The sequence below is a fragment of the Coleofasciculus sp. C1-SOL-03 genome (assembly GCF_040220555.1).
Classification (GTDB): domain Bacteria; phylum Cyanobacteriota; class Cyanobacteriia; order Cyanobacteriales; family Coleofasciculaceae; genus Coleofasciculus.
The window spans coordinates 12878-33421 of record NZ_JAVJUO010000022.1 but is presented as its reverse complement, the minus strand read 5'-3'; the positions used below and the strand labels follow the sequence as shown (position 1 = coordinate 33421).

Below are 20544 nucleotides of genomic sequence, written 5' to 3'. Positions count from 1 at the left end.
TAGACCAGCGCGGCGGAAGTAACTCTCCAGTTAAAAAAGGGGCTCCCGTCTTATTGTATAAGCCTTCTCCCCTTGGAGCCTCCTGCCTCCTGCCTTCTTGTACTAGCTATCACTCGTCTCCTACAGGTTGACCGTCTTGTATGCTGACCAGCACCAGCAACCTGTCACCCTTAACTGTAGATATGCAAAAAGCGGCTTATCGTCTGTCTGTGGGAAGAAATGATCAAGCGATATCCCTCAGACTTTTACTAGATGACATTGTGCTAAGAATTCCACAGCGCTTTCTAGCCAGAGTCATTGGCGGCTTTCTCACTCCCTATCTTCCGAGATGAAGACGGAAGTGATAGTCTAGATAGTGGCTACAATCTCACTTTCTGACCCTGGCGATCTCTCACGCTTGGGTTTTCCTGAGTCAGTTGATAGTTTTCCTGGCTTGGTTTGGGTCTGCTTGTCCCATCTTCCACCATCACCATCCATATTTATAATTCTTAACTCTGTTAACAAAATTTATCTTCAGGTATAGCAATCGCTATAGCGGTTAGGACGCATCTTATGGTAGAGACGTTGCATGCAACGTCTCTACAACTTAGAAGCGCAGGTTTAGTGGTAAATTGTGAGAATTTTAGTTACAATAATTTACATAAATGTAAATCTATTGGTCATGAGACAATTTAAGTAACTAAATGTATATAACAAGGTTCTGGCAACAGCTCAAGCTGTGGTTTTCCAAAAAAATCTGTGACCTTAATCACAAGTAAACGTTTTAAAAGTCACAATTTATTTCCCTGTTTATCACCAAATTCGGTGAGAATAATCACTATTTTTCATGGATTAAATTACAGGATTTTTCCGAAAACTGAGAGATGATTTAACTGTAATTTGGTTTATGATTTAGATTGACTTGAGAGCAAGCGGGGAACCAATCATGAGAGTATTTGCTAATTATACAATCAGCGAAGGAGATATAGAACTTCTATTAAAAGATACAGAGAACGATAGGAATGCCTCCTTCGAGGAATGGGATACCGATGTTTTATCCCATGACTGGGATGCTGATGCTTTTATCGAGGACTGGGATGCTGATTACCCTGTAAAAGATAACAACAGGGAGATCTGGTTTAATGACTGGAAGGAGTTCGAGACAAACTTAGACGACTTGCTCATTCACTGTCGCGAATGGGAAATATAAGCTATAGCAAAAGGCAGAAAGTCGGATACAATTGAGCGTGAGAAAAAGGGAACAGCGAACAGGGAAGAGGGAGTGGGGAACCGGATTAAGCGCCCCTTACCCGCCCTGACAAGCTGCTAAATAGAGCTTGCTGCACAAACCCGAAACCCTTAGATCAGCGAAACCTCTGATCAATCCGGGCTAGAGTTGAGTTCCAACCTGATAAGTTTCTCCTTGTACGCTAACTAAATCGCCTGCAACTAATTTACGTCCGCGTCGAGTTTCGATGATGCCATTAACAGTAACATCACCGTCTTGAATCATCAGTTTGGCTTCGCCACCTGTGGACGCGATACCTACCCACTTGAGGAACTGATCTAACTTAATGGTTTGGATGGGGCTGGTCATGCCAAAATAGACAAATCGCTGATCTGGAGTCAGATTAGGTAGTTGCAGATTTATCAGTTTTCGCCTCAGATTCTGATTCAACCTGATCGGACTTGACAAAGTTGAGCGAGGCAGAATTTAGACAGTAACGCTGACCCGTTGGTGCCGGTCCATCATTAAAGACATGACCTAAGTGAGCATCACAAGCCGCACAGAGAATCTCAGTGCGACGCATCCACAGACTATTATCGGCTTCGTATTTGATGTTTTCTTCATCAATCGGCGCCCAAAAACTGGGCCAACCCGTGCCAGAATCATATTTGGTTTTGGAGGTGAACAAGTCATTGCCACAGCAGACACATTTATAGACACCCGGCTGCTTATTGTCGTGATACTCTCCGGTAAAGGCGCGTTCTGTTCCCTTCTGTCGGGTCACTTTGTATTGTTCCGGGGTAAGCTTTTGTCTCCACTCGGCGTCACTCTTTTGTACTTTCTGAATCATGGTTTCAGCTTCCTTAACTAGGCGAACATCAGGTTCTATTAGGATATTAGGGGTAGGCTGTAGAGGGAGAATGGGGATTTTACCCTCTTGGCAATCCTACCCAATTTAATCCTATCGTTCCTTTCCCACCATCTCCATCGTCCTTACCACCAAATACAGCGAAAAGGGAGATGGTGGTGTGGAAAAGCGTTGAGCGGACAGAGGATGTGGCTAGTGCAGCGCGGCTTCAAATACTAACCAGTTAACAAGCTGCTTAAAAGCAGCTACATTATGTTCCTTATAGCCTTCTGCCATGGAGCCTTCGGACTTCTGCCTTCTTGTACTAGGATGGCAAGTTATTGCTCGCATAAGCATCCATCTTGTAAGCTGGCGTGCGATCGCTGTAATTGGTCTCAGTCCCGGTAATCGACTGGGCTAGCTGTTCAAAGGACTCAGAACGCCAGTTGCGATCGTGGATGGGCTTTCTCTGTTCGCCTCTAAAGTAAGCCTGAGTGCCGATGACAGCAACAGCGACCCAACCCACGACAAACAATGAAACTAAGATAACCATTGGGCTAATCATAATCGTTCTCCTTGGTTTAGCAACTTTGTAAATTTATGTTACTCATAATGTAACGAATCATTACAAAATGCATCTGTGACTTGACTCTGGTGTAGGTGTGATGATAATCACTATCCCCGACCCATTGATTGATCGCTGTGAATGAATTAACAACCGAGGTTTTAGTTGTCGGTGGTGGTACAGGTGGCACAAGTGCAGCCATCCAAGCCGCACGTCGAGGTGTCAACACAATTTTAGTCAGCGAGTTTTCCTGGCTAGGGGGAATGCTAACAACAGCAGGGGTCTGTGCGCCCGATGGCAATGAATTAGCCGCGTGGCAAACGGGGTTATGGGGCGCATTTTTGCGAGAACTCAAACAGCGACAGCCCGGAGGACTTGATCATGGCTGGGTGAGTTTGTTTACCTACCACCCTAGAATTGGCGCTCAAGTTTTTGCCGATTGGGTGCAAGCATTACCCAACCTCAAGTGGATTTCTGGACAAACGCCGTTAGCGGTATTAACAGCAGGGGATTGTGTCACCGGGGTGCGATTTGCTGATGTTGTAATTCACGCTAAAGTCATCCTAGACGCCACGGAATTAGCAGATGTACTGGAATTAGCCGAGATTCCCTATCGCTGGGGGTGGGAAATGCGATCGCGCTTTGGTGAACCGAGTGCGCCTGTTGCTGACAATGATTTGACTCAACGCTATCCGGTTCAAGCACCAACCTGGGTGGTCATCCTCAACGATTTTGGCAGCGATACAGCGCCAGAAATTCCGCCCCCGCCTGAATACAAGCCAGAACAGTTTTTTGGGGCGTGGGAGGGTTATGGGGTGGAATCCTTTCTCAATTACGGACGCTTACCTGGGGGACTCTTGATGCTGAATTGGCCCCAACGTGGCAATGATTATGGTGAGGGAGTTGGGCGCTTAGTGGAATCGGATGCATCCCGACAGCAGTTTCTCCAAGAAGCCCGTTGGCATAGTCAAGGCTTTGCCTGTTTTATTCAATCTCAACTAGGACAGCGTTATGGTTTAGCCAATGATATGTTTCCAGAGGCGTCCCTTGGGGGTGGGGCTTACGCCCTACATCCTTATTATCGAGAAAGTCGGCGTCTGGTGGGGATGGTGACATTGCGGGAGCAAGATATTTTACCAATACTGGGGGGTCAAGTCGCACCGTTGCCCCTGGATGAGTCAGGCAATTTCACCGGAATTGCTGTGGGCAATTATGCCAATGACCATCATTATCCCGGTTTTACCTTTCCCTTAGCCCCAAAATCTATCCGTTGGGGAGGGCGTTGGACGGGAACGCCATTTACGATTCCTTATGGTTGCCTTTTGCCAGTGTCCATGGATGGTTTGTTGGTGTGTGATAAAAACATCTCAGTTTCTCATATTGCCAATGGTTCGACGCGGTTGCAACCTGTGGTGATGAATCTGGGTCAAGCCGCAGGAATGGCGGCGGCGTTGTCTGTGGAACTGGGCTGTCAACCGAGGGAGTTACCTGTCCGGCATATTCAAGAGGCGTTGTTGGGCGATGCTATTGCCCCGGCTGTCATGATTCCTATATTTAATAAATCCCTTGATGATCCCGATTGGCGGTACTGGCAACATTATTACTTGGATCATCCAGAGGATTATCCCAGTTCGGGGATGGTTGAGGAGATGAGGGAGATGAGGGAGCAGGGGGAGCAGGAGGAGCAGGGGGAGAATTTCCTCAATCACCAATCACTAATCACCAATCGCAAATCATATACCTTAATCTATTTCACTGGCATATTCCAACGTCGTGCTGACCAGGATTACATGATTATCCTGAGCGAACCTGAAAGTCTTATGGGTCAAAGTTGGATGTTGATTACGGTACAACCGGATGTTAATCAGCAACTCCAGCATTATCCTGATCAGCAACAGCTACAAGGGTGGGGACGTTTGAATCCGGCGGGAAACTGGTTGCTGGTGAACAGTTTGCAGTGATCAGGGATTAGTCTACTCCTGTTGCGCTAAAAAGGGCGGGTTTAGTTAGGTTAGGGGTTGTCTCCAAAATGTTATGGGTAAAACCCGCCCCTACAACCTTGCTCTTGCTCCCAGACATGCCATGGCACGGAAAGGAACATCGCTCCCCCACACACCCGACACCCGACACCCGACACCCGACACCCCATACCTCCCACCCAAAATCGGGAACAATTTGAAGATAAACAAGCTAGTCTACCATTAAACTTCACACAATCCACATTAACTCTGGCGGGAATTTTTCCTGAACCATGAGTAAAGAGTCCGTAACAGGGACTAGAAACCCTGACACGGACATCTGCTATGCGCTTTTACACTTCTGTTGCTTTAGTGAGCCTGCTTACGCTCTCATGTGCTGTCCATGCTCATGATAGTCGCGATCGCTCGGTCTCACTTTTTCAGTCTACTCCTGACCACTCGCTGTTGTCTTTAGTGAAAACTGGAGACGCCGGTCCTCAAGCTCCTGAGACCAATCGCGGTGGACAACGGCGTTTCTTCACCTCCCAAGACACCCTCGCGCCCCCAATTTGTCACCGGGGTAGTGGACGGCGCGAATTTACTTGGGCATAGGTAGTTAGTGCCATTTGATATAATATATACTTTCCTGGAAGAATTATCCCCCCTAGTTGTGACCCATCCAGGGGGTCTTCCAGTTAATGGTATCTCCTAGGTTGTTTATCTTCCGTCGTCTATAATCTAAGGAGAATTTAGACTTTAATATTAGGGTGCTTTAAATTAAGCGCATGTTTTGCTTTTAAGTTGGACTCGCTGGTTTAGGTGAAGCCGTGGGTTCGTCATTACCTTTTATTCTGTTGTACCCATGCGATGTGACCGCTCCCTAAAATGACTAATCATCTCGATCTGATCAAAAGCCTTAGCCCCAGCGCCATGGATCAGATTATGATATATCTGGCTTTCAGCGCAATGAGAACCAGTGGACACCGACATGGGGCATTTCTAGATGCGGCGGCGACTGCTGCTAAATGTGCGATTTACACGACCTATTTGGAACAGAGTGAAAATATCCGGATGACCGGACATTTACACCATATTGAGCCAAAGCGGGTCAAGGTTATTGTTGAAGAAGTTCGACAGGCATTAACGGAAGGAAAACTGCTGAAGATGTTGGGGTCTCAAGAACCTCGTTATTTGATTCAGTTTCCTTACGTGTGGATGGATCAGTATCCCTGGCAACCGGGGCGATCGCGGATTTCTGGCACTAGCCTGCACAGGGAAGAAAAACGCATTCTTGAGGAAAAGCTGCCGGATCATCTCCCCGATGCCCAGGTGGTGAGTTCCTTACAGTTCATGGAACTGATTGAGTTTCTGCACAGTCGTTCTCAGGAAGATTTACCCCCGGAACGGCGGGCATCGCTTTCGGAAGCCATGGCGGAACATATTAAGCGCCGTTTGCTTTATTCGGGCACCGTAACGCGCATTGATTGTCCTTGGGGTTTACCCTATTATGCTCTGACCAGTGCCTCGTATTCGCCCGTAGATGGCAAAGAACGTACCTACACGATGGTGGAGGATACGGCGCAGTACTTCCGGTTGATGAAAGAGTGGGCAGAACGTCAGGACGGTGTGATGCGGGTGTTGGAGGAATTGGATATTCCACCAGAAAATGTTGATCAAGCCATGGGAGAACTTGATGAGATTATTCGCGCTTGGGCGGATAAATATCATCGTGATGATGGTAAACCGATGGTTTTACAAATGGTCTTTGGTCGGCAAATAGAATAGTTATTTGTCATTGGTTATTGGTCATTGATTTGTCCTTGGTTATTTCTCCGAGGACTTTTTTTGCCTTTTCAGTCAACTCAGGCGAACTCGAAACACTAGCCGAGTGCGATACTATGCCAGATGACGATAAATAAGATCGCCGCGATCGCACCAATTAACGTATTGATGAAATTCACAACTTCGTTGGTCATCCATTCGACCTGAGATTGCCAAGTGGCACCAATCACACTTTCTAGGTTAGTGGCAATAAAGGCAGCTAATACACAAAAAAAGACACCTGTCAAGTCGATAAAGCCAACGCCCCAACCCAGAACCGCGATCGCCGCCGAAGCGACAGCCCCCGCCAGAGTTCCTTCTAAGCTAACGGCACCTTCGGTTCCGGGGGATACAGGTTGTAAGGTGGTGATTAAAAACGTGCGCTTACCGTAAGCTTTACCCACCTCACTGGCGGTAGTATCAGAAAGCTTAGTGGCAAAACTAGCGACGAACCCCAGTAGCAGAAAACTGCGATAGGGTTCATCCAAGAAAAGAACGCCCACCGCGCCAAGCGTACCTGTTAGGGCGGAACCCCATACATTTTCGGGTCCTCTAGCGCCCGAACGCTTTTCCGCGATCCCTGCGGCTTCTTTTTGTGCCATCCCGATACGGGTAACCGCAGAACCGACGAGGAAATAGACCATAACAATCAGATACCCTTGCCAGCCCAACGTCCCCCAGATTACAATTCCTAACGCCCAGGCGTGGAGAAGTCCAGCGCGGGTGAGGAGTTGCTTGGGGATCACCCAGGCGATCGCTAATAATACTGTATTTAAGAGGGCGGCAATAAGCCAAGGATTGAGAGAATTGAAGATTGCAAGCATTTAAGTGTTGAGTTTTGAGTGTAGAGACGTGCCATGGCGCGTCTGTAGGGGCGGGTTTAGGGACTTGGCACAAGCTATTGATGATAACATTTGTTCAAAACCCGCCCTGACCCCACCATGGCGTATCTTAAGGGTTAAGAGGACGTTGCCCGGTGTATCGTAGGCGACAGTTTCGGGTATGCGATCGATGAATAACTGTTTAGGGTGATTATAGGATTAGGCAAAACTTTAAGTAGTAGCGATGAATTCCATTCTCTTCCATTTGGCATTTCCCGTAAGCGATATTGAGCAAACCAAAGACTATTATGGCAGAGGACTCGGCTGTGACATTGGACGAGAAACCCGTCACGCGGTCATTTTAAACCTCTATGGGCATCAACTGGTAGCCCATCTCACCCATGAACCCTTAACACCCCAACGGGGAATTTATCCGCGTCACTTTGGCTTGATTTTCACCGCTGAAGCTGACTGGCAAGCTTTATGCGATCGCGCCCAACAGCAGCAGCTTCAATTCTATCAGCAACCGAAGCGACGTTTTCCCGGTGAGGTGACGGAACATCGTACCTTTTTCTTACAAGACCCCTTTTATAACTTAATGGAATTTAAATTTTATGTTCATCCAGAGGCAATTTTCGGCAGTCATGATTTAGCGGCGATCGGCGATCGGTGATTTGTCCTTTGTTAGGGAAAAGGTAAATCATAATATCCTGTTTTTCTATCTTCTACCCTTTACTTGATAAAACCTTCTCTCTAATACGTTAAATCCCTCTGCGAACCTCTGCGGAAACCTCTGCGTACTCTGCGTTAAAAAAATAAAGCCAAGGTTCCCTGACTACAAACTCCGAACAAGTTCCGATAAAGCAGAGGCTACAGCTTGCATACTGTGGGGATTAATCACCATACAAGCATGGGCAAAAACCGGAATATTTACATCGTTTCCTACGGGCATTCGTGAACTATTCCCCGGAATAATTATAAAATCCCACCGTGTCCAAATAGATGTAAAATTAAGGCGTTCTAACATCCAAACATCTCGGTTTAAATCCTCTAGCAACGGACTTCCGGGACGCATTTGCACACAGGCGCGACGGTTCAATAAGTAGGCTAACCAGGTGCCATGATGAGGGGCAGAAATAGTAATGTAACGCTGCACTCGGTCAATTCCCCCTAATCGCTGCACATAATAGCGAGTGACGAGTCCTCCCATACTCAACCCGACTAAATCAATGGGTTGATTTGGGGCAAATGTTTGGTTAACAAAATCAGCTAATTGGGTTGCCATTTGGTCTAACCCCAATGTGGCGTTATTGGGTTTTAGGTCAAGAGTATACACTGAAAATCCCTGTTTTTTGAGATAAGGAGAAAGTTTACGGAAAACAGATGAAGTGCGGAAAATACCGTGAACAAGAATAACTGGATTGGTCATTTGTTTGTGTTTGTAGTTTGTAGTAAGGGAACCTTAGCCTGATCAAAGTGCAGCAACCTAACCACCTACTTTTGCCGTCAGCGTTTTAGCACTGATGGCACGCTTCATGCCTACTATGAACCTGTTTCCTTATCTTAAAATTGATTTGTACCAGTCGAGTCCATACCTAAATTATGACAACAGCCGTTCAAGTTGCGATCGCGGGGGAAGCTGCTGAACCCGCTGTGTCTGAGTTGATGGCGATGCCGGGATTGTCGGTCTATGCATTAGTCACATCTTTCTTAACAATCCACAAGTCTTATGGTGTCTGGGTTGGGGAGCAATGCTTAATATAGCTTAAAAAATAAATATGGCTGTATCCAACCATCGGGCTTGGGGCGTTGTTTTTTGTGCAAAGGGTTCACAGTGATCGGGAGATTCTGGTAGAAGTTTGTCACTCACCACACTCAATCTTGGTATCGTAGAGCTGCTTGCTGCTTTGATCATACTGTTTTTCCAGTCAGAGTGCGATCGCGTGCCAGAGTGTGAGCGCAGCCAAACAGTTCCCACTCACGTACTAGAACACCAGTCCACTAAGGGAGGTACTTCAATGAAAGCTTGGGCAGTAGAGGAATTGCAATATGCACAATTAGGGGACGTGCGCCGTAAAAAACGACTAATTCGCATAGTCAGTGATTTAGCAGCACAACCGAATGCCAGTGTACCGCAAGCTTCGGGAGATTTAGCCGCCACCCAAGCGGCCTACGAGTTTTGGAAATCTCCCTATATCAAACCCGAAGCGATCACCAATGCTCACCAAAGCAGCACAGTCGAACGAGTCAAAAAAGAGTCTGTTGTCATTGCGATTCAGGATACCACCGAACTGAATTTCACCCATCATCCAGCAACCCAAGGCATGGGTTACTTGGATAATGCCAAATCTTATGGATTAAAAGTTCACTCAGTATTCTGTACGACTGGTAATGGCGTGCCTCTGGGTGTATTACATCAACAAGTCTGGGCTAGAGATGTGGCACTTTTGGGTAAGAAACACCAACGACACAAAAAGCCGATCACTGACAAAGAGAGCCAGCGTTGGTTAACTGCCGATTATGCTACTCAGACTGTGATTCCACCAGAAACTACCGTCGTCACTGTGGCAGATCGAGAAGCCGACATCTACGAGTTGTTCATGCAGCCACGCCGCCCCAAGAGTGAGTTTCTCATTCGTGCTCAGCATAACCGCAAAAGTCAAACCAACTCAAGATCACCAACATATTGAGCGTCTTCAGCAAGCCATTCGTCAAGTTCACCCTTGTGGTCAGCTCACCCTAGAACTTAGACGCCATCCAGAACGCCTTGCCCGTCCAGCTCACCTGACCCTACGTGCTACCACCCTCGAGTTACAACCTCCAGCTACTCATCCACAGCGACATCACCTGCAACCAATTCGTGTGCAGGTAATTTTGGCACAAGAAGAAAACCCTCCCTCTGGTGTGTCACCGATCAGTTGGTTACTCTTAACCACTCTGGCGATTACTTGTTTTGAGGATGTTGTGCAATGTTTACGTTGGTATAGTTATCGCTGGTTAATTGAGCGCTATCATTACGTCCTCAAAAGTGGTTGTCGTTTAGAACAACTGCAATTGGAGAGTGCTGACCGCATCCATCGAGCTTTAGCCACCTACACGATTGTCGCTTGGCGCTTGTTGTGGATGACTTACTTAGCTCGTTACCATCCTGATACTCCTGCAGATACCGTGCTAGAAACCCATGAGTGGCAAGCCCTTTACTGCACCATTCATCAGACAACTGTGTTACCTGATGCACCTCCTAATTTAAGGACTTGTGTGCGGTGGATTGCTCAATTGGGTGGGTTTTTGGCACGCAAGCATGATGGAGAACCCGGCGTGAAAACCCTTTGGCAGGGTCTACGACGACTTCATGACATTGCACAGACTTGGATTTTACTCTCTCACTCTAGTGCTACTTTTGTCAAGTCAGATTTTGTTAAGAAAGATGTGACTAATGCATAGGTTATGATAGTCAGGTGGCGCAGGATTTGAATATTAGTGAAGTAACGCTGCAACGGCGACTGAGAAAGGGAGTGTATACTCATTTAGTCACCAGTTGCCCTCAGCTTGATACTGACAAAAAGGGTAAATTTAAGATTGTCAGAGATTGGTTAAAAAAGGGGTATGTTCTCTTTCAAAGGAATGACACCATGGGGATAAAAAAAACGGCTGGCAGTCACCCCTTCAGGGAGGAAACAATTGCTATAGATATGGTCGTCATCCCTGGCGGCACATTTATGATGGGTTCGCCAGCAGGAGAAGGAAGTGACGAGGAACACCCCCAACACGAAGTTAAGGTGTCATCCTTCTTTATGAGCAAAACGCCGATTACTCAGGCACAATGGCGTATAATCGCGTCTCGTACAGATTTGAAGGTAAACCGTGACCTTGACCCTGAGCCTGCTTGTTTCAAGGATGATCCTAATCCCAAAACCTTACCCAACTACCAATCAAGCCAGACAGTTCCCACGCGCTGGGATAGACCCGTTGAGCAAGTCTCCTGGTATGATGCAGTAGAATTTTGCGCCCGACTCTCCCAACTCACCGGACGGGAATATAGACTGCCTTCTGAAGCCGAATGGGAATATGCTTGTCGAGCTGTTCTCCCGGATGCCTCATCTATCAGCCAATCAAACCAAAATCCCACCTATCCTCCCTTTCACTTTGGCGAAACCTTAACGGATCAATTAGCTAATTACAGAGCCAGTTCTACCTATGCTGATGAACCCAAAGGACAAGACCGAGAACAAACCACCCCTGTGGGTAGTTTTCCCCCCAACGCCTTTGGTTTGTACGATATGCATGGGAATGTCTGGGAATGGTGTTTAGATGACTGGCACGAAAACTATGAAGGTGCGCCCACCGATGGCAAGGCATGGCTAGATAAGAAAAATTCTCAACAAGAGACAAGCAAGGTAAATGCAAACGAAAAATCAAAGGGTTCAGATGATCTAACCCCGGAGAGTGATAATGATAATAATTCTCAACTATACAAGATTCTGCGCGGCGGTTCCTGGGGCATCAACCCAAATTACGGCCGTGGGGCGAACCGCAACTACATCGACCCCGTCAACCACGACTTCAACTTCATCGGGTTTCGGGTAGTGTGCGTTTCCGGCAGGACTTTGTAGCCCTTTGCTCTTTTGCCCTTTTGCCCTTTGTCTTTTCTCCGCCGTCAGGCGGATCGGATTTTTTGGCGAATATTAAGGTTGGGACAGGGCGGGTTTTGTAGAAAGGTTATGGGTGGGTCTTGTTGAATTTGTCCCTAAACCCGCCCCTACGTTAGATTTTTCGCCCCAATATCCAATTGATAGATTAACCGGAAACCAGACAAGAAAACCTAGATAATTTCAAGGCGCGATCGCACGCAAAAGGTGTAGGGTTGGGTTTAGTAATTAAATGAACTAACCCACCTCAAACTCAACAACGAAACCCGCCCTAATCACAACCCAAAGGTGGGGACAGGGCGGGTTTTGTAGAAAGGTTATGGGTGGGTCTTGTTGAGTTTGCCCCTAAACCCGCCCCTACGTTAGATTTTTTGCCCCGATATCCAATTGATAGGTTAACCGGAAACCGGACAAGAAAATCTATTTGATTGAAAAGCGCGATCGCATTCCAAATATGTAGGGGCTTTCGGGATAAAATAGGAATAATAGAGGAGGTTTGGGTAATAGGTTAGGACAGGGCGGGTTTTGTAGAAAGGTTATGGGTTGGTCTTGTGGAGTTTGCCCCTAAACCCGCCCCTACGTTAGATTCTTTGCCCCAATATCCAATTGATAGATTAACCGGGAACCGGACAAGAAAACCTATTTGATTTCAAAGCGCGATCGCACCCAAAAGGTGTAGGGGCTTTCTTTAGGAATTAAATGAACTAACCCACCTCAAACTTAACAACGAAACCCGCCCTAATCACAACCCAAATTTTCCGATTAACCTCAACCCCGATAACAAAACAGACCTGATTTTAAACCGCGATCGCCACCGAAAGATATCGGGGTAAAATAGGAATAATAGAGGAGGTTTGGGTAATGGGTTTGGACAGGGCGGGTTTTGTAGAAAGGTTATGGGTGAGTCTGTTGAGTTTGTCCCTAAACCCGCCCCTACGTTAGATTTTTCCCCCAATATCCGATTGATAGATTAACCGGGAACCGGACAAGAAAACCTATTTGATTTCAAAGCGCGATCGCATCCATAAAGATATAGGGGCTTTCCTACGATTTAGTCGTAGACCAAGGCTTAAAAATAGTCCTCACGGCAGCAATAGCAATACAAGCAATACCCCCAATTTCTAATATCCAGTTCATTCTCAATCCCAGGAGTTGCCAACCTAGCAAGCTATCAATATGATGAAAGGATGAGGCGCGAATCACAATAAAACAAGACAGGAACATTAAACCTAACAGCGCTAACCGATAAGTTTGTCGTTCAGTATAGATAGCACGTCCAATAACGGTGAGTAAAATTAACGCCGCGATCGCAATCCCAACAATAAATTGTACCTGAACCATGCGACGTTGCTGATACCATCCCTGGGATAGGGCTAATTCCTTACCCACCACAGTCAACCAAGACTGAAGATCGAGTTGCTTATTAATACCCAGCACGACTAAAATAATCGCGAAGAACCCCCATAGCCAACGATTTCGACTCACTCGCTGTAGAGGCAAGACGAACCGATGAGGTAAAGCACAGATCAGGCACAATACCGCTGTGATAAAATACGCCACGACCGTAAACCAACCCATAAACGTGGGATCACCGATTCCGGGTTGCCAATGACCATTAATAATAACCGCGAAGAGTTGCATCCTATGTGGAAAAACGTATAAGTTTTGAGAATAAGGAAAGGTTAAAAACGAATAGCACCGACTTCAGTTCAGTTTGTAGTTGCGCTTTAGCGCCATCAACGCCGATATCACATCCTACAACCCATAAAGGATCTTCTATGTCGCTATTGCCAATAACATTTATATAAAACCCATCCTAATGAACCTTATCTCCAGTATGAAAGGTAAACAAGTCAACCGCCATAACCCCCCCAACTACGGCTTATAGCTGTCGCCCTAAGTTCCCTCCCCTTGGTAAGGGGAGGGTTAGGGTGGGGTCAGATCAAGGTATTGCTTTCTTTTTTAGCTTAAGACTAGGAAGGGCGGGTTTTGCCCAAAAATTATCGGTGACGTGACAAAGGCAAAAAAGGGGTTTCAAAGGCTTATAGCTGTCGCCCTCACCATGAATTATAAGGGCACGGCAATGCCGTGCCCCTACAGGTGGTATGATAGCAAATCCGGGTTAGCCACCCCCTTGATCATCTAGTCCGCGCAGGCGGACTTTGTTTGTGTAGCTGCGACTTCTAGTCGCCAGGGCAAAAAAGGGGTTTCTGCCGTGTCCCTACAGGTGGTGTGATCCCAAATCCGGGTTAGCCACCCCCTGGATCATCTAGTCCGCGCAGGCGGACTTTGTTTGTGTAGCCGCGACTTCTAGTCGCCAAGGCAAAAAAGGGGTTTCTGGGTATCCGACTATCGACTCGACGCCACCAACTGCTGCGGCTGGTAATCAGCCCCCTGCTTCCTCGCACAAAATCCCAAATCACGCTTTTGTCCCGGTTCAATCACCCGTCCCCAATCCATCGGCGTAACAATATACTGCGATCCCTTCTGTTGAAAATTCCCATTCCAACTCTGATTAATCGCCGCCTGATTCATCTGAAATTGCACTTGCCAGTCGCGTACCTTGTTATCCGTAGGATTAATTACCGCTAAACTCATGCAAAATCCCTCTTGCCAATCCGATTGTAGATTCGACATGACTTTCAACTGGGGTGGAGTGGTGGGAACCCTTACAGCAGGGGGAAACTCAGCATCAGTGCTAATCGCCACCGCAGACAGTTGTCGCGGCTGATAATCCAAACCCTGCTTATTGGCGCAAAATCCCAACTCGCGGCTTTTTCCGGGTGCGATCGCCCGTCCCCAATCCAAGGGTGTTCCAATATACTCAGAACCTTGGGCTTTAAAATTCCCATTCCAGGTCTGACTAATTGTCGCCTGATTCATCTGAAATTGCACCTGCCAATCCCGCACCGTCTGATCCGTGGGATTGATCACCTCAATACTCAGACAAAACCCATCTTGCCAATCCGATCGCATCGTCGAAGTCACTTTCAATTCCGGTTGACGGGAACTGGGTTTGGGGGTGGGATTAATCCCCAGAGAGGGACGGGGTTTAATATCCGGAATAAACGCCGTGGCGGGTTTGTGGGCGAAGCGTGTGGCAATTAATACCCCTTGTAATAAATCTTGCTTCGGTTCCTCCACCGTCAGCCAGTCATCTTTGAGCAGTCCGCCGGTATCATCACTATTGGGATTCCAACTCCAGTAAGCAAACCCCAGATCCTCCTTCTGGACAAAATTAACCAGCTTCCGTTGCCAAACGCCTTCCTTGGATTGGGGATCAACTTGTCGTCCGCCAAACTCCCCGATAAACACGGGGGCGATCCCTTTTCTGGCAATATAATTCCAGCCGATGTTCCAGCGACGGGTGAGATTTTGGGGAAAACTGGGTTCAGAAAACCAGGGTTGATCAAAGACACCCGGACCATATTCATGGGGAGAATACACCACTTTATCGGGACGGGATAATCGTACTGGGAAGCGTTCTACGCCCTCTAGATTCGCGCCCATCCAATGAATCTCCAGTTTTTGACCCGGAACATTATTTTCCACCCCTTCGACTACAATTAACCAATCCGGATTAATCTCCAGAATCGCATTTCCAGCCCGTTCCGCCGCTAGTCGCCAATCGGTTTCCAAATCCCCGGTTCCCCAACTGGCGCGACCATGGGGTTCGTTTTTCAGATCAGCCCCAATCACGTTTAATTGATTTTTGTAGCGTCTGGCTAAGACCTTCCAGGTGTCAATCCAATCGGCTTCGGTGAAGCCATCACCGTACCACAATTCAGGAATCCGTTCGTCGTTGAGTCGGTGGGAGTCCAACAGAATCATTAACCCTTGGCGATCGGCTTCTTGGATAATCTTATCCATCACCTGTAGGGGTGATTTCCCTTCCAGTTCGGCATTCGCCCCGATACTGTAGTCAATCCCTGTCACCTCTGGTGATCTCAGTGATTTTACCGCATAGGGAAGTCGGATCACGTTGTATCCTAACCCTTTAATCTGCGCCAACATCTGCTTATAATCCCGTTTCCACAACCCGTGAGGGGCGTGCATTTCGGTTTCAATGCCAAACCAGTTTACGCCTCGCAGAATGACAGGTTTACCCGTCGCATCCACGATTTTTGCTCCCTCGGTTGAAAGGGGAAAGGTAACGGTAATGACTGGATTGTTCGTCGCCGCTACGGGTAAATCCGTTGCCCAATCTACGCCCATCACCAGGGACAAAAGGAACGCTAAGACGAAACAAATCCCTCGACGTAAGCCCCGGACGTTTCGCCTTCGTTCCTGGGTATTCTGGTGCAGGGGGGGCGACAAATCCTGTTTCCCTGGCGATCGCGCCCCAGTTTGTGCCTGTGGCATCTTCTGCCATCTACCTGCTACCATCTGCTGATCTTCGCTCCAGGGATTCCCCATCCGGCGTAACCACAGGGAGGGGATACGGCTAATGGGTAAGAGCAGGTTTTGGAAAAAGTTAAACATAGTGCTGTGGATATGCGAATCAGAAACTGTGACGATTTCAACCCCGGCTTGGTAATTCCTGGGAGTTGTGACAGATGTTTATCCCAATCGACTCCTCCAAGCGATCGCTCTCCTGTCTACTCAGTATTCTAGATAAAGTCTAGGGGGTACAGCCAACTGGCTTAGAGTTAAGAAATGAGCCAAAAATTGTCAGCACCGGGGAGAGCTTGTTTGGTTTGGGTCAAGACTGTTCCTCACCCTGTCGCGTTTGACCCGAAGTCCCTCTCTGATGTTCCCTCGCCTCAGTAATATTTTCTCTCTTTAAACTTTAATTGTAAAGCCATTATGGGTTTATAAAGTTTCCGTAAAAATACGGAATTATCACCAGATTCTTAATCGTAACTTTATAAAAATATATAGACATTTTTTGTCACAAAGATTAACCTAAAAATAGTCCTCCCTAAAGTCCTCCTGCCAATTGGAATTTCTCTCGCCAACGTTTAATAGAACTTAGCCGCACGACGAACACTGGAAATTGTCACTAGGAACTACAAATTATGACGGGCTCTCCACTACAACGATTCTTAATTACACCCGCCGTTATCTCGACCGCCGTCTTTGGGGTATTGACCTTACCCCTGGCTATCCTTGGGGATCAGCCAGTCACGATTCAACTCCAAGATGAACCGATATTTCATGGGCAACTCCGAGATCCTGGTGTGGCAATGCCTTACCTAGGTTTAGCGGCTGCACTCGGCTTGACTGCAGGAGCCTCCAGCATCGCCGTCACGGGTTGGCGTCAGTCTGCCCGTAAATCAGCGGAGGCGGAAGCGCAACTTTCCAGTTTGGAGCAAAACTTGAAAGAACGAGACGAACTATTAGAGTCTCTCAAAACTGAAAAATCGCGGCTAACCGCGTCTGGCTTAACCTCCTTTTTGGATGAAGACCTGCAAACCGACGTGCAGTCGCCTCCAGAGGAACAGCTAGCTCAATCTGAATCCGAACCAGCCCCCCAACCGACTCAACCGGAACCCGCCTTATCAGTACCGCAAACGACTCAACCGGAACCTGCACCGATTCCCCAGCCAGAGGTCAAACCAGCACCTGCACCGTCATCTCCTCCCTTTGTGATTAATACTTCGCCTGCAACGATACCCTCTGAGAATTCTGCGCCAGCCACCGTGCAATCCGCCGCCGCCAAGTTCGCATCCGCCCAAACCTACATGGCTTATGCGTCCAAAAAAGCCCCAAGCGAACCCCAGAATGTGACCCCTGCACTCACTCCCTCAGACTTGGAAAAACTGCAAAGTCAATTCCAACAGATTAAGGAGCAAATGGAATTTCTCAACAAAGCAATGCAAGCCCAGCAGGATGTACCCGATGCCTCAGGGACAGCCCACCCAACCCAACTCCGGGTGATTAAGAATTGGTCGGTGGAAAAGATTTCTTAGGGATTCCTCAATGTCTTGACACCGATTTTATCGCTTGTTTGAGTTAATCGCCAAGAATTCGACGTCTTGGCAAGCGAGCTACTTCCGGTTAAGCTGTCATGCATTTAAATTGGGTATTAGTAGCGAGCAAGATGCTTAGTAGCGAGCAAAATGCTCGCCATGATTGACATTAAGGTTTAAATGCCGAACCGCTTAAGACGGACTGGTATTCCCCTCGACCCGGTTAGAATTGCCTTGAAGCTGGTTAGACAACATGGAAATAATTTGACCAACTTTCCGGCGATTTTGCTCGCCAATCCATAACGGTAGAACTTGAGTTTCGGCTAATTGTAAGACCAGCGACATAATTTCGCTGTTCGATGCCTCTCCATGGAGCAGTAAAACTAACATGGCTTGGTGTTCGTCTGCTATCTGTTTCGCTTTGGGCAAAATTTCTAGGGATTTAGCCCAATGGACTGGGAACATCAGATGAGGCGGTTGATTGGCACCAATGTCAACCAGGGTTGGCTCCAAAATAGTACAAGTACCGTCCTCTTTTTCATACCAAGGGCGACTATTGGGAGAGGAATCGGCTTGTGATTGCATAAGATTGCCCATTGATTATCTGGATGTGGATGATTTTTGTCCTATTTAATCAAATTTTTTTAAAGATTGTCGAGCTTTTCTTTACAAAACACCGTAGAATTACGGACAGGATAATTTGCTGAAAAATAAAAATCAGTAGAGACTTTATAGGCAACGTCTCTACTCAGGACTTACGCACAGCCTCTATCTGTAGGGTGGGTTGAGCGAAGTCGAAACCCACCATTCCCGCTACTATGTTATTGGATGTTCCTTCGTTTTTTCCCAATCCTCTAATGCTCCGACAACAAAGCTAGCAGCAGGATGGTTGAGAAACTGTTCAAAGGCTTTAACACTGCCTGTGCCTAAGGCGCTGAGAATTCGCTTTGCTAGTGTGGGATTGTTTTCAATGTGTTGCATGGCTTCAAGTGTTAATGCCATCTTCCCCGTGTTGGTGTTGATGTCATAGAATTGATCAAGCTGTTCAAGTAGGGCTTGAATTTCCTGTGCAGCGTCAGCGATAATTTGGCTTTGTTCAAATGCATAGTTGTTATTTATAATACTGTTTTGGCTCCCTGAATTTTTTACCGTTATAATACCCTCTGTTCCTTCATTAGCAATGCTGACTGCAGGAGCATGAATGTTGAATTGTTTTCTAGATTCTGGCATGAGCTGTAGAAGTTATTATTGTCGGTGGTTAATTCAAAATCTGTATTTGGCTGTGCCGCTTCTATCGGTAATAAAAAACTAGGCGGCTTCGGTGATACTTACAGCGCTTCGCGCTGCTATGAGGTACACCTAAATGTAGGGGCGCAAGGCTTGCGCCCTCACGCCTGTACCTCACCTAGTTGCCATCGCTGTAACTGGGACCCCCGGACATGGTTGTCTTGCCTGTTTTTTTGATAACCTTGGTTCTCTGTCGCTAAATTTCCCTGTACACCCTCATTCCCAACACTTGCGACAGAACCGTAGAAATCGTATTTAATTGTGTAAGCTTTTGCCATTATTTTCGGAATAGTGCCGAGTTGTTCTTGTAAGTAATTCACTAAATCAAAAAGTTGATTAATGTGTTCATTTTTGTCCGATATTCTAGCTTGATATTGTTTTTCCAGAGCTTCCTGTACAAACTTATAGTTACTCCAGAAGTCCTCGTAAATCTTACCTTTATCAGTATTAGCCGTAACACCAACCTTGATCAACACCGTTCCATCTCCTTTATTTTCAATACTTTGGATACCCAGTGGAATATCTTCATGAACGATCTGAGTGTTAGCAAAAGAATAAGCAAACGCTTTCCAGTTAACACCATCACGGAAAATCAGATCAACGGTTTCTAGAGCTTCCTGGAAGAGTTGAGTAAATTCTCCTGGCGCAAATTCCCCGACATGGGGACGGCGATCTTGTTGATATTCCTGTAGATAAATATAAAGGCAAGTCGTGCAATTTAAGTTTGTTTCTCCATTAATATTCCAGTCTTCAATACATGCTCCGGTTAGCGTTGCTTCTTCAAAGTTAGCAGCTAAGGCTTGAGTTCTAATTAATTTGGCGTCACTAAGATTCGCACCACTGAGATTCGCACCACTGAGATCGGCTTTAGACAGGTTCGCACCACTGAGGTTAGCGCCACTAAGATTCGCGCCACTGAGTTCAGCGCCTCTGAAATCTACTTCTTGCAAATTAGCGCCCTTGAGGTTAGCTTTCCTTAAATTTACTTCTATAAGTCTGGTGTCATAAAAATCCGCAGCTTTGAGATGAGCCTGACTCAGATTGGCTTGAGTTAGATCGGCTCTCCTGAACGTAGCTCCATTGAAATGCGCTTGACTGAGATTTGTTTTAATGAGTTGAGCTTCAAAGAGACTGACTTTACTGAAATTTGCTCCCCTTAGATTGGCATTACTTAGGTTTGCTCTTCTGAGAAAAGCCTGAATAAGGTAAATGAATCTCGGTTTATCTGCACTGAAAATGGCAATAAAGAGTTTGGCTCGTCTTAAAATCGCTGTCAAGGGATTTGTTTTCCATTCATTTTCACCCCTCAGACTTACCAAAGGGAAAGACAAAATATCCATGTCTACTCTCGAATGCAAGGTTTGGTTAAGATTTTGCTATTCGCAAGGATAGCCTAGACTTTCATGATTTGGCAAGATGATTATCAAAAATAAATAACTTGTATTATTATTTCGATAGAGTTTTTTATAAAGGGTTA

At 46.7% G+C, this 20544-nt stretch carries 19 protein-coding genes and 2 pseudogenes; 10 read left to right on the top strand and 11 right to left on the bottom strand.

Translation table 11 applies throughout. From position 1 onward, the window contains the following. The first annotated feature begins 140 nt into the window (after nucleotides 1–140). Both RIE73_RS02830 and RIE73_RS02825 read left to right on the top strand, forming a co-directional pair. Nucleotides 141–332 (top strand): hypothetical protein, encoded by a 192-nt coding sequence (locus tag RIE73_RS02830; protein ID WP_446399739.1) that lies wholly within the window; start codon nucleotides 141–143, stop codon nucleotides 330–332. Nucleotides 333–925: 593 nt separating this feature from the next. Further along, nucleotides 926–1189 (top strand): hypothetical protein, encoded by a 264-nt coding sequence (locus RIE73_RS02825; protein WP_446399738.1) that lies wholly within the window; start codon nucleotides 926–928, stop codon nucleotides 1187–1189. A 180-nt stretch (nucleotides 1190–1369) separates the two neighbouring features. Here RIE73_RS02825 and RIE73_RS02820 read toward each other — a convergent pair whose 3' ends face one another. The 3 genes from RIE73_RS02820 to RIE73_RS02810 form a co-directional block, all read right to left on the bottom strand. Further along, complete coding sequence (locus RIE73_RS02820; protein ID WP_446399737.1) at nucleotides 1370–1576, bottom strand: RNA-binding S4 domain-containing protein; 207 nt, start codon at nucleotides 1574–1576, stop codon at nucleotides 1370–1372. Between the two features lie 34 nt (nucleotides 1577–1610). Beyond that, nucleotides 1611–2057 carry a peptide-methionine (R)-S-oxide reductase MsrB gene (msrB, locus tag RIE73_RS02815; RefSeq protein WP_446399736.1) on the bottom strand — a complete coding sequence of 149 codons (447 nt, stop codon included), beginning with the start codon at nucleotides 2055–2057 and terminating at the stop codon, nucleotides 1611–1613. 322 nt (nucleotides 2058–2379) lie between these two features. Next, nucleotides 2380–2607: a photosystem II protein, Psb35-related gene (locus tag RIE73_RS02810; RefSeq protein WP_446399735.1), complete on the bottom strand. Its 228-nt coding sequence runs from the start codon at nucleotides 2605–2607 to the stop codon at nucleotides 2380–2382. Between the two features lie 149 nt (nucleotides 2608–2756). Between RIE73_RS02810 and RIE73_RS02805 the strand changes: the two genes are divergently transcribed. The 3 genes from RIE73_RS02805 to hetR all read left to right on the top strand — a co-directional run bounded on the left by RIE73_RS02805 (nucleotide 2757) and on the right by hetR (nucleotide 6362). After that, on the top strand, nucleotides 2757–4580 hold the full coding sequence (locus tag RIE73_RS02805) for an FAD-dependent oxidoreductase (RefSeq protein ID WP_446399734.1): 1824 nt from the start codon (nucleotides 2757–2759) through the stop codon (nucleotides 4578–4580). Between the two features lie 342 nt (nucleotides 4581–4922). Then, complete coding sequence (patX, locus tag RIE73_RS02800) at nucleotides 4923–5189, top strand: heterocyst-inhibiting protein PatX (protein ID WP_446399733.1); 267 nt, start codon at nucleotides 4923–4925, stop codon at nucleotides 5187–5189. Nucleotides 5190–5462: 273 nt separating this feature from the next. Continuing rightward, nucleotides 5463–6362 carry a heterocyst differentiation master regulator HetR gene (gene hetR, locus RIE73_RS02795; RefSeq protein WP_446399732.1) on the top strand — a complete coding sequence of 300 codons (900 nt, stop codon included), beginning with the start codon at nucleotides 5463–5465 and terminating at the stop codon, nucleotides 6360–6362. A 95-nt stretch (nucleotides 6363–6457) separates the two neighbouring features. Here hetR and RIE73_RS02790 read toward each other — a convergent pair whose 3' ends face one another. After that, a complete protein-coding gene (locus tag RIE73_RS02790) occupies nucleotides 6458–7222 on the bottom strand; it encodes a TIGR00297 family protein (RefSeq protein ID WP_446399731.1) in 765 nt (254 codons plus the stop codon). Nucleotides 7223–7463: 241 nt separating this feature from the next. Here RIE73_RS02790 and RIE73_RS02785 point away from each other — a divergent pair, with 241 nt between their 5' ends. Further along, on the top strand, nucleotides 7464–7892 hold the full coding sequence (locus tag RIE73_RS02785) for a VOC family protein (protein WP_446399730.1): 429 nt from the start codon (nucleotides 7464–7466) through the stop codon (nucleotides 7890–7892). Between the two features lie 162 nt (nucleotides 7893–8054). On the opposite strand, the gene RIE73_RS02780 is transcribed toward RIE73_RS02785, so the two are convergent. Then, on the bottom strand, nucleotides 8055–8648 hold the full coding sequence (locus RIE73_RS02780; RefSeq protein WP_446399729.1) for an esterase/lipase family protein: 594 nt from the start codon (nucleotides 8646–8648) through the stop codon (nucleotides 8055–8057). A 173-nt stretch (nucleotides 8649–8821) separates the two neighbouring features. Between RIE73_RS02780 and RIE73_RS02775 the strand changes: the two genes are divergently transcribed. Then, nucleotides 8822–8983, top strand: a complete 162-nt coding sequence (locus RIE73_RS02775; protein WP_446399728.1) for a hypothetical protein — start codon at nucleotides 8822–8824, stop codon at nucleotides 8981–8983. 1 nt (nucleotide 8984) lies between these two features. On the opposite strand, the gene RIE73_RS02770 is transcribed toward RIE73_RS02775, so the two are convergent. Then, a complete protein-coding gene (locus tag RIE73_RS02770) occupies nucleotides 8985–9134 on the bottom strand; it encodes a hypothetical protein (RefSeq protein ID WP_446399727.1) in 150 nt (49 codons plus the stop codon). Nucleotides 9135–9237: 103 nt separating this feature from the next. Here RIE73_RS02770 and RIE73_RS02765 point away from each other — a divergent pair. Then, nucleotides 9238–10663 (top strand): annotated as a pseudogene (locus RIE73_RS02765) (IS4 family transposase). Between the two features lie 197 nt (nucleotides 10664–10860). Continuing rightward, nucleotides 10861–11832, top strand: a pseudogene (locus RIE73_RS02760) (formylglycine-generating enzyme family protein); the annotation flags it as partial. Nucleotides 11833–12912: 1080 nt separating this feature from the next. Here the strand turns inward: RIE73_RS02760 and RIE73_RS02755 are convergent. Next, entirely contained in the window at nucleotides 12913–13509 is a 597-nt protein-coding gene (locus RIE73_RS02755) for a hypothetical protein (protein ID WP_446399726.1), read from the bottom strand. Between the two features lie 708 nt (nucleotides 13510–14217). Then, a complete protein-coding gene (locus RIE73_RS02750) occupies nucleotides 14218–16350 on the bottom strand; it encodes a cellulase family glycosylhydrolase (protein ID WP_446399725.1) in 2133 nt (710 codons plus the stop codon). Between the two features lie 536 nt (nucleotides 16351–16886). Between RIE73_RS02750 and RIE73_RS02745 the strand changes: the two genes are divergently transcribed. After that, complete coding sequence (locus RIE73_RS02745) at nucleotides 16887–17780, top strand: hypothetical protein (protein WP_446399724.1); 894 nt, start codon at nucleotides 16887–16889, stop codon at nucleotides 17778–17780. A gap of 192 nt (nucleotides 17781–17972) precedes the next feature. On the opposite strand, the gene RIE73_RS02740 is transcribed toward RIE73_RS02745, so the two are convergent. The 3 genes from RIE73_RS02740 to RIE73_RS02730 all read right to left on the bottom strand — a co-directional run bounded on the left by RIE73_RS02740 (nucleotide 17973) and on the right by RIE73_RS02730 (nucleotide 20407). Continuing rightward, nucleotides 17973–18365, bottom strand: a complete 393-nt coding sequence (locus tag RIE73_RS02740; protein WP_446399723.1) for a hypothetical protein — start codon at nucleotides 18363–18365, stop codon at nucleotides 17973–17975. Nucleotides 18366–18596: 231 nt separating this feature from the next. Then, nucleotides 18597–19010: a hypothetical protein gene (locus tag RIE73_RS02735; RefSeq protein WP_446399722.1), complete on the bottom strand. Its 414-nt coding sequence runs from the start codon at nucleotides 19008–19010 to the stop codon at nucleotides 18597–18599. Between the two features lie 158 nt (nucleotides 19011–19168). After that, nucleotides 19169–20407, bottom strand: coding sequence for a pentapeptide repeat-containing protein (locus tag RIE73_RS02730; protein ID WP_446399721.1), 1239 nt, complete (start codon nucleotides 20405–20407; stop codon nucleotides 19169–19171). Between the last annotated feature and the right edge of the window lie 137 nt (nucleotides 20408–20544).

Bases quoted from the DNA above. Each gene is read 5' to 3' on its own strand.
- RIE73_RS02830 (WP_446399739.1), top strand. From the start codon at position 141: ATGCTGACCAGCACCAGCAACCTGTCACCCTTAACTGTAGATATGCAA.
- RIE73_RS02825 (WP_446399738.1), top strand. From the start codon at position 926: ATGAGAGTATTTGCTAATTATACAATCAGCGAAGGAGATATAGAACTT.
- RIE73_RS02820 (WP_446399737.1), bottom strand. From the start codon at position 1,576: ATGACCAGCCCCATCCAAACCATTAAGTTAGATCAGTTCCTCAAGTGG.
- msrB (WP_446399736.1), bottom strand. From the start codon at position 2,057: ATGATTCAGAAAGTACAAAAGAGTGACGCCGAGTGGAGACAAAAGCTT.
- RIE73_RS02810 (WP_446399735.1), bottom strand. From the start codon at position 2,607: ATGGTTATCTTAGTTTCATTGTTTGTCGTGGGTTGGGTCGCTGTTGCT.
- patX (WP_446399733.1), top strand. From the start codon at position 4,923: ATGCGCTTTTACACTTCTGTTGCTTTAGTGAGCCTGCTTACGCTCTCA.
- hetR (WP_446399732.1), top strand. From the start codon at position 5,463: ATGACTAATCATCTCGATCTGATCAAAAGCCTTAGCCCCAGCGCCATG.
- RIE73_RS02790 (WP_446399731.1), bottom strand. From the start codon at position 7,222: ATGCTTGCAATCTTCAATTCTCTCAATCCTTGGCTTATTGCCGCCCTC.
- RIE73_RS02785 (WP_446399730.1), top strand. From the start codon at position 7,464: ATGAATTCCATTCTCTTCCATTTGGCATTTCCCGTAAGCGATATTGAG.
- RIE73_RS02780 (WP_446399729.1), bottom strand. From the start codon at position 8,648: ATGACCAATCCAGTTATTCTTGTTCACGGTATTTTCCGCACTTCATCT.
- RIE73_RS02775 (WP_446399728.1), top strand. From the start codon at position 8,822: ATGACAACAGCCGTTCAAGTTGCGATCGCGGGGGAAGCTGCTGAACCC.
- RIE73_RS02770 (WP_446399727.1), bottom strand. From the start codon at position 9,134: ATGATCAAAGCAGCAAGCAGCTCTACGATACCAAGATTGAGTGTGGTG.
- RIE73_RS02755 (WP_446399726.1), bottom strand. From the start codon at position 13,509: ATGCAACTCTTCGCGGTTATTATTAATGGTCATTGGCAACCCGGAATC.
- RIE73_RS02750 (WP_446399725.1), bottom strand. From the start codon at position 16,350: ATGTTTAACTTTTTCCAAAACCTGCTCTTACCCATTAGCCGTATCCCC.
- RIE73_RS02745 (WP_446399724.1), top strand. From the start codon at position 16,887: ATGACGGGCTCTCCACTACAACGATTCTTAATTACACCCGCCGTTATC.
- RIE73_RS02740 (WP_446399723.1), bottom strand. From the start codon at position 18,365: ATGCAATCACAAGCCGATTCCTCTCCCAATAGTCGCCCTTGGTATGAA.
- RIE73_RS02735 (WP_446399722.1), bottom strand. From the start codon at position 19,010: ATGCCAGAATCTAGAAAACAATTCAACATTCATGCTCCTGCAGTCAGC.
- RIE73_RS02730 (WP_446399721.1), bottom strand. From the start codon at position 20,407: ATGGATATTTTGTCTTTCCCTTTGGTAAGTCTGAGGGGTGAAAATGAA.